Below are 13,013 nucleotides of genomic sequence, written 5' to 3'. Positions count from 1 at the left end.
GTCAGGCAGGTTGCGGCGCGTCGTAATTTTGATCTCCGTGGTCCGGGCGCATTGCGTCGCACAGGGCGTTGGGACACTATTCCCACCTGTCCCGATCCGGAAGTGCGGGATCGAGATGCACGGGCCGGGCGACGGTCGGACGTAGCGGCGTTCATTGCAGAGCTCGCCGGGCGCCGTGCTCTTCCTGCCAGCGGCGGTCCTCGCCGGGTGCGTCCTGTGACGCCGTCCCGGCGACTGAGGGGCACGGCGGCCGGCTCGCCGCTGCGGGGCTTTCGACGATGGCGCTCTATCTGGAGAGGCAAGATCCATGAATCAGCAGCTTCGACATGCTCTGGGTGTCCTGATCGCGGCAGCGTCGTTGAGCGCGGCAGGGGTGGCCCGCGCGGACGTGACCGTCGAGGGGTTCGTGTCGCCCGGCAGCCCGAGCGACCCGTGGGAGATCGGGGCGAGCACCCTGCTGGTGAGCACGGAGCAAAACGAGGTGGGCCGGGTGGTCGTCAGCCATCGTGGCAGGCTGATCAGCGGCGGCGCTTACGTGGGGTACGCCTCGTACAGCGTGGGTGTTGTCGACGTCATCGGGTACGGAACGCGGTGGATCAACAACGGGACTCTCGACATGGGCGCCGCGGAAGCCGAGGGGTTCGTCAACATCCGCAGGGGTGCCCAGGTGACCACCGACGACCTGAACGTCGGCGCGCGGATCGACGGTATCGGCAACGTGCTCGTCGAGGGGTATGACGCCACCCTGACGAGCCGGAGCACCACGCTCCTCCCGCGCCGGGGGGTCGGCCGCATCGAGCTCAGGCAAGGCGCGAGCTTCTTCTCGAACAACGTTTATTTCGGCTCCTACCCGAGCTCCCTGGGCATCGCGCGCGTCATGGGCTCGGCGACGCGGTGGATCACCACGGGGGAGTTCGTCATCGGCGGGGGCGGCGTCGGCACGGTGGATGTCTACAGGGGCGAGCTCTTCACCGCGAACGCCCGGATCGAGGGCGACGACGGCTCAGGTCGGAGCTACGTGAGCGTGAGCGGCTGGGGCGGGACCTGGACCAACGACGGGCTCCTGCGCGTGGGGGGAGAGCTCGGGTTCGGCGAGGTCCACGTCGGGACGCTCGGGACCCTGGAGACACAAGAGACCGAGATCCGCTCGGACCGCGGCGGGGGCTTCGTCCAGGTGGGGGACGTGAGCGCGGCATGGCGCAACAGCGGTGACGTGACGGTCCTCGCGTCGAACTCCATCTCTCCCTCGCTCGTCGTCCAGCGCTATGGCACCGTCGGCATCGGCGGTGTCCTCCGGACCGCGCCGCTGTTCGCGGACTCCCCTTACGTCGGGCCCTCGGTGCGCATCGAGGCCTATGGCACGTTGAACGCGGGGACGATCGAGGTGGAGGAGGGCCACTTCGATTTCGCCGGGGGGTACCTGAGCTTCGGCAGCTTCGTGGGCGATCTCGCGAACACGCAGTCGGGCCAGCTGATGATCGGCAGGCCCTCGGTGGTCATCGCCGGCGACTACGCCCAGGGCCCGAGCGCCTCGGCGTTCTACTTCGTCTTCGGCGCGAACGCCCCGCCCATCTTGCAGGTGGACGGGGACGTGAGCCTCGGCGGCCGCCTGGAGGTGGGCACGGCAGGCGACACAGTCCCGCCCTTCCAGCTCGGGGACACCATCGCGCTGCTCGACTGGACCGGCGAGCTCTCGGGGGAGTTCGACGAGGTGATCCTCCACATCGCGCTCGACCCGGGGCTCGCCTGGGACACCTCCGCGCTGTACACGACCGGCGAGATCACGGTGGTGCCCGCGGGCTGAGCCAGGTCGAAGGGATGCCGCGCCGAGGCCTTCGCCGACGGTCCGGGAAGTCGGACCCGATCACGGCGCTCCGTCCACCCCGCGCGCGGCGTCCGCGCAGCTCCGGAGCATCGCCCGCAGCTTCTTGATCTCGAAGTCCGCCCCCAGCCGCCGGATCTGCGCGACGAACGGCTGGAGCCGCGGGTCGGCCTGCGCGAGCCGCGCCGCTTCCTCGAGCAGCGGCTTCACCCGGCCCTTGTTCGCCAGGTCGAGCAGGACCGCGAGCGCCTCCGGCGGCGGCGCGACGAGCCCCGCGTCCACGCCGCCCGCGGGCGGCTCGGCCTCCGGCGCGCCCGCGGGCGGCGCCTCGTTCGCCGCGCCCTTCTCCTGCGCGTAGATCCACGCGATCCCGAGGTGCCGCCGCAGCTTGTCGAGCAGCTCGTCCGCGCGCACCGGCTTGGCGAGGAAGTCGTCGCCGCCCGCGCTCAGGCTCCGGTGCTGGTCCGCCTCGAAGACGCTCGCCGACGAGACGATGATGACGAGCCCGCGCCGCTCCGGCGCCTCGCGCAGGTGCCTCATCAGCTCGATGCCGTCCACCCCCGGCATCAGCAGGTCGGTGATCACGACATCCGGCGCCAACGCCGCCGCCTGGGCCAGGCCGCCCTGCCCGTCCTCGGCCGCCGTCACCTCGAACCCGAGCGGCGCGAGCAGGTCGACCAGCACGGCGCGGTTCTCGGGGTGGTCGTCGATCACCAGGATCTTCTTCCGCGGGCCCTCGTAGCCCGTGACCCGCCCGCGCGCGACCACCGTGGAGGCCTTGGCCCACTCCCCGGCCTCGGGCAGCCGCACGTCGAACCAGAACGAGCTGCCCTTCCCGGGCTCGCTCCGCACCTGGATCGCGCTGCCCATGAGCTCGACGATCCGCGCGCTGATCGCGAGCCCGAGCCCCGTCCCCTCGGTGAGCCGCTTGCCGGTCCCCACCTGCTCGAACGGCAGGAACAGCCGCTCCCGCTGCGCCGCGCTCAGGCCCACCCCGGTGTCCTCGACCTCGAACCGGAGCGCCCGCAGGGCCCCGGGCGAGCGCTGCGCCGGCGCGCGCGCCTCGCCGTCGAGCGCGCGCGCCTCGCCGTCGAGCGCGCGCACCCGGAACACGACCCGCCCTGCCTCGGTGAACTTCACCGCGTTGCCGAGCAGGTTGAGGAGCACCTGCAGCAGCCGCTTCTCGTCCGCCCGGACGCCGGCGGGCAGCTCGCCCGCCTGCTCGTACGTGAACGCGATCCCCTTCTGCTCGGCGCGCACCCGGAAGATCTCGACGAGGCCCTGCACGAACGACTGGACGTGGAGCGCCCTCGGGAAGAGCTCCATCTTGCGCGCCTCGATCTTGGACAGGTCGAGGATGTCGTTGATGAGCGTCAAGAGGTGCGTCCCGCACTGCTGGATGACCGAGATCCCCTGCGCCTCCTTGTCGCTGAGCGACCGCGATCGCGACAGGATCTGCGCGTAGCCGAGGATCCCGTTGAGCGGCGTCCGCAGCTCGTGGCTCATGCTCGCCAGGAACTCGCTCTTGGCGAGGTTGGCGGCGTCCGCGGCCTCCTTGGCGGCGTCCGCGGCCACCTTGGCGACCTTCAGCTCGGCGGTGCGCTCCTCGACGCGGATCTCGAGCAGCTGCGTGTGCTCGCGGAGGCGGTTCTCGCTCTCGCGGAGGTGGGCGGTCATCCTCGTGGCCAGCGCCTCGGCTCGGCCGCGCGACGAGGCCAGCGACCAGGTGATCCAGAAGAGGAGCAGGCTGACCACCGCGCCGAGCGCGAGGACGATCGCGGGCAGGCGCTGCCCCGAGCCCATGTGGACGCCCGGGCGGCTGCGGAAGGCGAGCTTCCATGTCTGTCCGGCGATATCGAGGAAGAAGTCCCGGCGGTACAGCGAGCGCGCCGCGGGCGCGTCCTGGCCGTCCTCGCCCCCGTACATCACCTCGCCGCGGTGGGTGATCGTCAGGTCGAAGGTCTGCCGGACGGCCGCGGAAAGCGTCTCCTCGACGACGCTGATCGCGCGGAACGGCGCGTACACGTACCCGAGCAGCGCCGCGCGCCGCTCCTCCACGGTGCCGTGCGGGAGGTCGCGGTGATAGACGGGCAGCGCCACCATGAGCCCCGGGGTCCTCGCCGCGTCTTGCACGAGGGTGATCCGCCCGCTCGCGGCGGCGCGCCCGGTGTCCCGCGCCGTCTCCAGCGCCTCGCGCCGCGCCTGCTCGAAGCCGAGGTCCAGGCCGATCGCCTGGCGGTTCTTCTCGAGCGGCTCCAGGAACTCGAGGACGAAGTACCCCGGGCGATCGCTGGCCGGCTTGACCTCGAAGCGCGCGTACGTCGCCTCGGCCGCCCCGTGGGTCCGCCGCACCTCCTCCTCGTAGGCGGCCTTCCCGTCCGCGGGGACGTACCGCACGAACCCGACCCCGTTGATGCCGGCGTAGTTGCGCGGCAGGTCGAGCGTCTCGACGTAGCGCTTCCACTGCGCGTAGCTCACGTCGCGCATCGCGACGAAGAGCCCCTGCGAGGCCCGCAGCCCCGCCAGGTACGTCTGGAACCGGTGGGCGAGGGCGTCCGTTGCCTTGTAGGCGTGATCGTCGAAATAGGCCCGGGTCTCGTCCTCGACCTTCTGTCGCATCGTGCGGAACACCAGCGCCGTCGCGGTCAGGCCGAGCAGCAGGACCAGGAACGCGATCCGCGTCCGCCGGAGGGTGCGCATCAGCCTGGGTCGCCGCGGCATTAGCTCCGCGAGCATACCCCGCGCGCGGCCGGGGCAGGGCGCTCCGCCCCCGGGGTCGCGCCGGGCTCAGCGCGCGGCGGACCGCTGCTCGGCGGACGGACCCGTCGCGATCGCGTAGAGGCTGTCGACGAACATCGGCGCCTGCGGAATCTGAACAGGCTGCTCGACGCTCATCGATCGTCCACCACCGTGAACGAGTCCCCGTCGCGGCAGCCGCCGAACGACGTCATCCTCACGCCGGTGATCTCTTCGACAGAGCGGATCAGGTCGGGCGTGTCGATGCCACCCGGCGCGTTCGGCCACGTGTAGGCGGCCTCGATCCGGGAGCCATCCTCGTTGTAGATGACGGTGTTGATGGCGATCCCGGCCGGCGCGCTCACCCGGGAAGGCTCGTGGCCCACGAGCACGATCCCTTGCAGCTGGGCGCCCGGATCGACCGTCACGGTCCATTGCGTGAACGCATACGAGGAGAGCGCCAGCACCATCTTCGAGGTGCGGGAGACGTGCACGCTGGCCTTGGGCCCGCCCTCGCCGCGCTCGTGGATGCCGATGATGTGGAGCTCCGTCGCGTCTTCCGCGGCGGTCTCGTAGCTGGTGAAGTCCTCGCAGGCGGCCTCCACCGGCGCTGGCGGCGCGGGGAGCCCGGCGGGGCCCTCGTCGACGCAGCGCCCGTCGTCGTCCGCCTCGAGCTCCTCGGCGAAGGGCAAGAAGCCTTCGGGCGCGCTGGAGGCGAACTCGCTGGCGCCGAAGTTCGCGGTCATCACGTCACCGTCGGAGAGATAGAGCACGGGGTAGTACGCGCCCGTGCCAGGAAGCACGAGGATCTCCGCGCCGCCGGCGTCCGCCTCGGGATCCATCCCCTCGAGCCACGCGCCGTTCTTGCTGAAGTAGACGCGCCCGGCGTCGAGGTCGAGGGCCACGCCGACGACGTCGCCTGCGGCGAACGGCGCTGCCTGAACGGCGCTGCCCCGGCCGCCGCCGATGCGGGTGCTCCCGTCGCCGCCGCTCGAGATGTTGCCAGTCGTGTTGTACAGGGCGCCCATGTACGCGGTGTCTCCGACCGTGTGGATCACGCCCTCCACGGAGGCCCCGATGTTCTGGGCCCACCAGACGCCGTCGAGCAGGCTTTCGACGGTGACCTCGTAATACCAGCGCCCCCCGACGTGGCTGGCCGCGGCGCGGGCGATCTGGGACATCTCCGACGCGCTCGCCGTGAGGCCGTCGTTCGAGAGCGCGACGGCCCCCTCTCCGCCCTCCTCGTGGGCCGCGAGGCCGAGCTTGCAGCGCACCGAGCCGCTCGGCTCCGGAGGATCCTTGTCCGTCGCTGGCGGCGTCTGCTCGGGGCCACCGCCCGTGTTGCCGTTGCCGTTCGCTCCGCCGGGACAGCCGCTGCCGAGGAGCGCCGCGAGCAGGCCGAGCGAGAAAAGGAAGCGATGGGTCATGAGATCTCCCGGAGTGGAGGTGAACGTCTACGTCGAGAGTGTCCTGAGGAAGGGTGTTGCAGAGCGGTCGTCTCGTCCCCCGTCACGACGATAGGGCCCCTGGAGAGCCGCGCCCTCGACGCGAGACTCGCCCCAGGCCCTCTGAAAAGCAAGAGCTCGGTCCGCGCGCTTGCCGTTGCGATGCTGCTCGTCGGCCGGAAGGTCGCCTTGCAGGCTCGGCACTGGCCTCCTCCGAGCGTGGCTGGGCGTCCACGCCGCTGTCCGCGAGCGCTCCGGCGGGCGCCGCGTCAGCGCAGGTCCTCATCGCGCGCGGCCAGGTCCTCATCGCGCGCGGCGTCCATGGCGACACCCTCGTGAGGAGTGATCTCCCTTCCTCTTGGTTCCCTCTGCATCACCGACGCTCCCGGCGGGCGAGGTCGCTGGCGAGCCAGGGTCGATCTATGCCGTCCCAGGTGGATGAGGTTCAGCTGGGCTGTAACGTAGACTGCTGAAGGGGTCGCCGAGAGCCTCCCGGTGAATTGAAATTCAACCCGGAGGTCGCCGAGCGTCGGCTGGTCAAGACTGACCATTCCTCCGGACAGGCTCTGGTTTGAATTTCAATTCTCCCCCGAGGTTCCGGACAGCCTCCGGCTTGAATTTCAATTCTCCCCGGAGGTTCCGGACAGCCTCCGGCTTGAATTTCAATTCTCCCCGGAGGCTCTCGGCACCCCGGGAGGCCTCGCAGCTGTTCCTCCGGCTCATCCGCCGCGAGGCCCCCCGCGTCGTCCCCTCCGGCTCACGCACCTCGTGAACCTGGACCGGATCTCTTACGGAACTCCTAAGCACCGGCGAACTCGTCGTTCTGGATGTGTGCGGGCTTCGGGTCGTACGCGGAGCTCAGGGCCGCGTCGGGGCCCGGCGTGCGCTTAGGATCGTGCGCGCCCTCGATGCACGGCGGAGCGGCGGAGCGCAGGGAAGGTCGCGCCGGACCGCTTCTCTCTGCGCATGATCGACGACGGCCCGGGCATCGACCCCGCCGCGCTCTCGAAGCTCGTCGCGCGACGCGCTCGCGCCGACGAGGCGCGCACGCGCGCGCCGGAAGGCCAGGGGCTCGGGCTGCACATCGCCTACCGCGCGGCGGAGCTCCACGGCTTCCGCCTGACCTTGCGGCCCTCCGAGCACGGCGGGCTCGAGGTGGAGCTGGAGGGCGCGCACGCGCGGGCCCCGGAAGAACCGCCGGGCCCGGCGCCGGCGTCAGGGCCGGTCAGGGCAGCCCGAGCAGCCCGCTGTCCTGATACAACCACTGTGTTCCTCGTTCTAGTCGGAGGCCGCCGTATCACAGGTGACGTTGATGTAGCCGTCAAGGCCGTTCCGCGCGCCGCCGATGAAGCGGAGCGGCCATAGATGCTCTACCTCCGAGCAGACCTCCCGCGCGACGAGCTCCGGCACCTCGGTCACGCAAAACCCGCTCGCGCATTCCGGGCAATCGAGCGACTGCCGACAGCGCTCGAGATCGTCGCCGCTGAGCTGGGCGACCTCGCAGCGGCGAAGCTTCGTGCCATTGCGCTCCACGAAGGCCGGCTTGCCTTCCGGGTCGAACCAACCACGGGACGCGTCGCACCCCTCGTGATCGGGCTGATCGATCGTGATCTGGCACCTTGCCTGGCCGTCCTCCGCCACCGCGATCGGCTTGCTCATGCAGACGGAACCGCAATCGGCCCAGCCGGGGTGCAGGAGGAGACCCCAGATGTGCTCGTCTTCGCAGGTTGACCTGACGATCTCCGCCGACACCTTGTCGGCCCACGCCTCGAGGCGCGTGGAGCCCGGCGCGGAGACCAAGCAAGCGTCCTCCGACGCGCCGAACGGCCCGGCCACGGCGCTCGTCGTCATGGCCGGCAAGGAGGCCTCGTCGGGGGTGAGCTCGGAGACGTCGGCCTCCTCGTCGTCTCGTGTACTGGCGATGAGGATCTGCACGAAAGCGTCTGTCGGCAACGACGCGACGAGCGCGCTCTCCGCTTCATCGACGGGGAGCCGCGCGAAGGTGACCAGATCCATGGCGCGCTTCGCCGCGCGGAGCGGGCCGTATGCCTCGCCCGGCGCGGCGAGCCGCTGACCGAGCGCGGTCGTCACGCTCTCGGTCAGGGCGTCCGCCTCCGCGGGCGTCGCGGTGTGGCTGATCCAGGCGAGCGAGGGCTCATCGAGGGGCGTGAGGAGCGACTCGCCATCCGGCGCGCTCGGCCGCACGACGACCACGCGGAGGTTCATCGAGTGCCACTCGGCCGGGTCGGCGCTGCCGCACGATCCCCACTCGTAGTCGAGATGCCCATCGAGCCCGGCGCGCAGGCTCCTCGCGGCCTTATCCCGCAGGGCCGCCGCTTCGGCCGTGTCCGCGTCGTCAACCACCAGCAGAATGATACCGTCGTTGGGGTGCGAGAGCGTTTGCTTCACGCTCAGCTGCGCCGTGGATCCGGGGCCCGGCTCCGCCAAAGGATCCTGGCTGCCGCACGCCGCAGCCGTGACCGCTATCCATGCAAAACATAAGGGCATTGCTCGTCGCATCGTGAAAGCTGATCATGGCAAACTCTGTGCCCTCGCACCTGCCGCGTCTTTTCCGCCGATATCCCGGTCTCGACGCGACGTCTCGCCAACGAAGCGGCGCTCGCCGCCAACTCGGTTGCTTCACCCTCGCGCGACCTGGAGCATCGAGCGCTCGCGGGCGCATCTGGGATGGGAGGTGAGCTCCTTCCGCAGAGGCCGCTCAGGTCGTGCGCCCGACGCGCACCATCGAGGTACTCGAGCTCCCGTCCCAGATCTGACGACGGCGCCACCGGAGCGGCGCATCGCCTTCTTCATTGTATCGAAGCGCTGTGTCGAGGCAGAGGGCGTCAGGGGACCGGGCGCCGCCTGGCTCGGAGCGCGTCTCGCTGCGCGAGCAGCCACGCGCGCGCCTCGCCCTCCGTGCCGAAGAACTGCTGGGGGTAGGGCTGCCCCGTGAGCATGTGCACGCCCTTCGCGAGGAGCGCCACGACCACGCGCAGCGAAAAGCCCGCTCCGATGATCGCGACGGCGTCGGGGCGCGCGGTGCGCAGCTCCTCCGCCATCACCTTGCGCGCCGACGCCGGGATGGCGCCCGTGTGACGCGTATCGGCGAGCACCAGGACCTCGCGGCCGCTCTCCGCCACGCGTCGCATCGCGCCGACGACGGCGCGCGCTCGGTCGTCCGTGAGGTCGCCGTGGACCTCCACGCGCAGGATGCCGTCGGGCTCCTCACGAACCTCGGGGCACGCGTTCTCGAGGCCGACATCGCTCACATCGAGCATGCTAGCCGAGTCGCGACGCCGGTTCAGCCCATCACGTCGCGCCCGTGAGCCTCAGCACCTCGGCCGGCTCGACGTCGGTCGGCTGGGTTCATGGACCGCGGAAGGCACACCCGGAGCGGCCTGGGGAGAGGGGCTCGTCGAGCCGCCGGCCTACGGCAAGCACCCCTTGGCGCACGCCTCTTCCTCGAGCTTTCGCGCCGCCTCGATGACCTTCTTCGCCTTCGGGACCTTGTCCCACTGCTTGTCGGGCAGCTCGACCGTGCACGCCACGTCGGGAAACGCCGCCTTGATGACGATGTAGCCCGGCGCGCTCTCCCGCACCTTTGGCGCGAGCCCGCAGAACCCCACGTCGAGGAGGACGTTGTGAAAGCCTTCGAGGCTCCCGGGCGCCACCTGCCCATGCCCCACCACATCCGGCCGGATCCCCAGGCTCCGCCGGCGCGTGGCCGCCCCCGAGGCCGTGATCGAGAACCGCTCACGGATCGCCGAGGTGTGGACCTCCACGACCGGCGGCGGAGGCGGCGTCTCGCTCGCCGATGCGGCGGACGCGCTCGCCGACGCGCCAGGCGCGGGCGCCGACGCGGCGGCGGACACCGGCGCGCCGGGCGCGGACGCCGACGCGGCCGGCGCGGATGGCGGCGCGGACGCCACGGCCGTCGTCGACGCGGGCGCGCGCGGCGGCGCAGCTGGGTCCCCGGAGGAGCAGGCGGCCACCAGCGTCGCGATCGAGCAGAGCCAGCCGCGTGTCTTCATTCCCCTCATTCCCCTAGACTCCGTAGTAGACGAGGCCACGGGCCTTCGCGTCGTGCTGCTGATCGGCCAGGCCGTCGCCGGTCACGTGGACCCGCGGCCACAGGTAGGAGTGGTGACCCTCGAGGCCACTCGCGCGGAGGCCCTTCGTGTCTCTCGCCGTGAAGGTGACCTCGACCTTGCTCGCGGGGGTCGCGAAGTCGGCGACGAGCACCTTGGGGTTCTTGGTGCTCACGGACGCGCCGGCGCCGAGGGCGGAGGAGCTGCTGAAGATGGCCTTGAGATCGAATTGATGGAAGGTCTCGCGGATGTGGATCCACTGCACCTTCACCTGGCTGATCTTGCCGCCGCTCAGGTGGGTGATCTCCACGCGGTACTCGCTCTCGTCGAACAGCCCGGCGTCCGTGCTGTCGAGCACGTCGGGCCTGATCTCGAACGTGCCGCCGCCGTACGCGGCGCTGAGCGTGTGAAAGACCCGCACGCGGTAGGGAGGCGGCGGGTCGACGACCTTGACCTGCTTCGGGGCCCTCGACGCGGAGCCCAGGTAACTCGACAGGTCCTTCTTGCCGAGGGCCTTGCGCGCCGCCCACCCCTCGAGGGTGTCGTCCATGGCGTCCTCGTGGACCAGCGCCGCCCAGTTCTGCCCGGTGTTGGCGGCCTTCCACGCCTCGTAGAACGTCTTCTTGTTCTTCAGGTGCGTGAAGAACGAGGTCGCGATCGAGATCGACGCGACCGCCGCGGGCGAGGCCTCCTCGTACCCGAGGATGCCGCGCACCTGGGGCGCGCTGCGGGCCATGACGCGCGCCCACATCGCCCAGGTCGTGTTGTTGAGCGTCGAGCACTGGGCGAGGATGATCCACTCCGGCCCGCTGAACGCGCGGCCCGCCGCGTCGAACTTTCCGGCGACGAAATACGCGCTGATGGGGATGTACGCCTCGCGCGGGTCGTCGGTGATGCCCGCCGTCGGGTGCGGGAGCGCCGCCGGGTGCTCGGGGTTCATGTCGCCCCGGGCGAAGCCGCCGAGCCAGCCGTGAGAGCTCATGTACAGCAGGCTGGCGCGGAAGAGCGTGCCCTTGGCGCCGGCCGCCGCGCCGCTCGCGATCTGCTTCTTGGCGCCGTCGACCTCGACCACGGGATCGAGCATGAACTCGCTCAGGAACTTCGCGGAGAGCTCGGCGCCGGCGTGGCGCCCGGTGAGGTTCTCCCAGCTCGTGCCCTTGAGCTCCGGGAAATTCACGGCCGCGCCGCCGCGGAAGTTCTGCCACATGCCGTCCTTGCCGAGCCCGTTCAGGCCACCCGGGCAGATGCAGGCGATGCCCTTCGGGTCCTTCGCGGCGAGGGGGCCGGAGCGCTTCAGCTTGTAGATGGGCAGGAAGTCGTGCCTGGGATCGACGAGGCGCCCGGGCTCGGCCGGGTCCTGGTCGAGCAGGTCGAGGAGGTTGCGCCAGCCCGTGGCGCCCCCCTTGGCGTCGAGGAGCTTGCCGAACGCCTCGCTGTCGACGGCCGAGGTGCCGTCGGCCATGGCGTAATAGAAGAAGCGGGGGGCCGCCTTGACGACGCTCATGCCATCTCCTCCCGCAGGCTCTCGTGCATGGAGTCGTCCCCTCCCTCGATGATCCCCCGGATCGCGTCGCGCGTCGGACCGTCGAGCTCCCCCGAGCGCTCGAGGCCCTTCGCCGCCTGGAAGCGCAGGATCGCGCCGCGATCGCTGTCGTCGTCGTGGGTGAAACCGAAGTTGCGCAGGTGGCAGAGCATGGCCTCGTCCGAGCTCGGGTCGGCGTCGGTGACGAGCACGCGCAAGGTGATCTCGTGGTCGCTCCCCTCGGGCGTGTAGGTCACCGCGATCAGCTGCCGGCCCTTGGGCACCGCGTTCTTGATCCAGCCCTTCGCGTCGGTCCTGCCATGAACCCGCGCCTGAGAGGGCAGGGTGAGGCGATACTCGATGTCGCCGGACGGCTGGTACAGCTCGTCATGGATCTGGAGCTCGAACGGCTGGAGCTCGACGCCGGGGCCGCAGGGGCAGCGCTCGGCGATGCCGCGATAGACCTGGCAGCGGAAATGAGGGGTCTTGTCGCCCGGCGGCGGGGGCGCGTCCTTGCCGCGGAGGTTGCCCTTGCATGGCCCCACGTCACCGAGGCGGCACGGGAGGCCGCTCGGCCTGGTCGCGGGGCTGAAGAGGATGACGACCACGCGGCGGCTGGCGTCGTCGGCGACGCCCTGGGTGAAGGGGTTGTACTCGCCGCAGCCCATGAACTTCGAGCCGCCGACGTCGAGGACCTGCGCCGCGTCGATGGGCTCGGGGATCGAGCGCTGGAAATAGGCCTTGAAGAGCGCCTTGCGGGTGTCGGGGCTGGCGTTGCCGTCGACCCCGAGGCCGGAGCGCTCCTGGAAGCGCTCGATCGCGGCCCTGGTCCTGGGGCCGAGCACGCCGTCCTCGACGAGCCGAGGGTTCCTGTCCTCGGGAGGGTGGACGGCGTTGAGCATCACCTGGATCGCCGAGGTGCCCCAGTGCTCGGCTGCATGACGCTCCTCCCATGGCTCCGGGTCGTGGGTGAGCGCCGCGTAGGCCAGGCGGGCGCGCTGCTCGGAGAGCTTCTTGTTGTAGGTCTCGTCGCCGACCGTGTCGGTGTGGCCGAAGATCGCCGCCTGTTTGCCGGGCTTGGCCCTGACCGTCTCGGCGATGGAACCGAGGGCGTCCATCCCGCCGGGGCGAATGAAGGTGCGATCGAAATCGAAGTGCGGGCCCGACAGCTCGCTGCACTCGGTCTTCGGGCTGAAGATGAAGCGATGTGCCTTTCCGGTCGAGACCGCCACGCGCTTTGCCTCGTCGTCTTCGGCCATGACGCGTGTTCAGCACCTCCGAGGCCGCCACTACATCGTGAGCGGACCGGGGTTGTCAAGGCGAGAGCTCCTGTCGCCCGAGGGAGCCCCTCCGGGATGCACCGGGTGGTGGTGTGATCGCGTCGAGGCAGGTGGCAT

General features: G+C 70.6%; 8 protein-coding genes and 1 pseudogene. 2 read left to right on the top strand and 7 right to left on the bottom strand.

Annotated features, from left to right (window positions below; genetic code table 11):
- Positions 1-307: 307 nt before the first annotated feature.
- Entirely contained in the window at positions 308-1,804 is a 1,497-nt protein-coding gene (locus WME89_RS43270) for a hypothetical protein (RefSeq protein ID WP_438005427.1), read from the top strand.
- Between the two features lie 60 nt (positions 1,805-1,864).
- Here the strand turns inward: WME89_RS43270 and WME89_RS43265 are convergent, their stop codons facing one another.
- Positions 1,865-4,522, bottom strand: a complete 2,658-nt coding sequence (locus tag WME89_RS43265) for a CHASE domain-containing protein (protein ID WP_438005426.1) — start codon at positions 4,520-4,522, stop codon at positions 1,865-1,867.
- A 191-nt stretch (positions 4,523-4,713) separates the two neighbouring features.
- Complete coding sequence (locus WME89_RS43260) at positions 4,714-5,985, bottom strand: SPRY domain-containing protein (protein WP_438005425.1); 1,272 nt, start codon at positions 5,983-5,985, stop codon at positions 4,714-4,716.
- 975 nt (positions 5,986-6,960) lie between these two features.
- On the opposite strand from WME89_RS43260, the pseudogene WME89_RS43255 reads away from it, so the two are divergent.
- Positions 6,961-7,368 (top strand): annotated as a pseudogene (locus WME89_RS43255) (ATP-binding protein); the annotation flags it as partial.
- Here WME89_RS43255 and WME89_RS43250 read toward each other — a convergent pair.
- The 5 genes from WME89_RS43250 to WME89_RS43230 all read right to left on the bottom strand — a co-directional run bounded on the left by WME89_RS43250 (position 7,282) and on the right by WME89_RS43230 (position 12,875).
- A complete protein-coding gene (locus WME89_RS43250) occupies positions 7,282-8,523 on the bottom strand; it encodes a hypothetical protein (protein WP_438005424.1) in 1,242 nt (413 codons plus the stop codon). The pseudogene WME89_RS43255 and the gene WME89_RS43250 sit on opposite strands and share 87 nt — an antisense overlap.
- 326 nt (positions 8,524-8,849) lie before the next feature.
- Entirely contained in the window at positions 8,850-9,284 is a 435-nt protein-coding gene (locus tag WME89_RS43245; RefSeq protein ID WP_438005423.1) for an STAS/SEC14 domain-containing protein, read from the bottom strand.
- Between the two features lie 150 nt (positions 9,285-9,434).
- On the bottom strand, positions 9,435-10,037 hold the full coding sequence (locus WME89_RS43240) for a hypothetical protein (protein ID WP_438005422.1): 603 nt from the start codon (positions 10,035-10,037) through the stop codon (positions 9,435-9,437).
- Between the two features lie 13 nt (positions 10,038-10,050).
- Positions 10,051-11,598, bottom strand: coding sequence for a hypothetical protein (locus WME89_RS43235; RefSeq protein WP_438005421.1), 1,548 nt, complete (start codon positions 11,596-11,598; stop codon positions 10,051-10,053).
- Positions 11,595-12,875 carry a peptidoglycan-binding protein gene (locus WME89_RS43230; RefSeq protein WP_438005420.1) on the bottom strand — a complete coding sequence of 427 codons (1,281 nt, stop codon included), beginning with the start codon at positions 12,873-12,875 and terminating at the stop codon, positions 11,595-11,597. The genes WME89_RS43235 and WME89_RS43230 overlap by 4 nt, the downstream gene beginning before the upstream one ends.
- Between the last annotated feature and the right edge of the window lie 138 nt (positions 12,876-13,013).

Source organism: Sorangium sp. So ce321, assembly GCF_051530195.1.
Classification (GTDB): Bacteria; Myxococcota_A; Polyangia; order Polyangiales; family Polyangiaceae; genus Sorangium.
Note: the sequence above shows the minus strand (reverse complement) of the source record. Positions and strands in the feature narration are given on the sequence as shown.

Bases quoted from the DNA above. Each gene is read 5' to 3' on its own strand.
- WME89_RS43235 (WP_438005421.1), bottom strand. From the start codon at position 11,598: ATGAGCGTCGTCAAGGCGGCCCCCCGCTTCTTCTATTACGCCATGGCC.
- WME89_RS43245 (WP_438005423.1), bottom strand. From the start codon at position 9,284: ATGCTCGATGTGAGCGATGTCGGCCTCGAGAACGCGTGCCCCGAGGTT.
- WME89_RS43260 (WP_438005425.1), bottom strand. From the start codon at position 5,985: ATGACCCATCGCTTCCTTTTCTCGCTCGGCCTGCTCGCGGCGCTCCTC.
- WME89_RS43250 (WP_438005424.1), bottom strand. From the start codon at position 8,523: ATGCGACGAGCAATGCCCTTATGTTTTGCATGGATAGCGGTCACGGCT.
- WME89_RS43230 (WP_438005420.1), bottom strand. From the start codon at position 12,875: ATGGCCGAAGACGACGAGGCAAAGCGCGTGGCGGTCTCGACCGGAAAG.
- WME89_RS43240 (WP_438005422.1), bottom strand. From the start codon at position 10,037: ATGAAGACACGCGGCTGGCTCTGCTCGATCGCGACGCTGGTGGCCGCC.
- WME89_RS43265 (WP_438005426.1), bottom strand. From the start codon at position 4,522: ATGCGCACCCTCCGGCGGACGCGGATCGCGTTCCTGGTCCTGCTGCTC.
- WME89_RS43270 (WP_438005427.1), top strand. From the start codon at position 308: ATGAATCAGCAGCTTCGACATGCTCTGGGTGTCCTGATCGCGGCAGCG.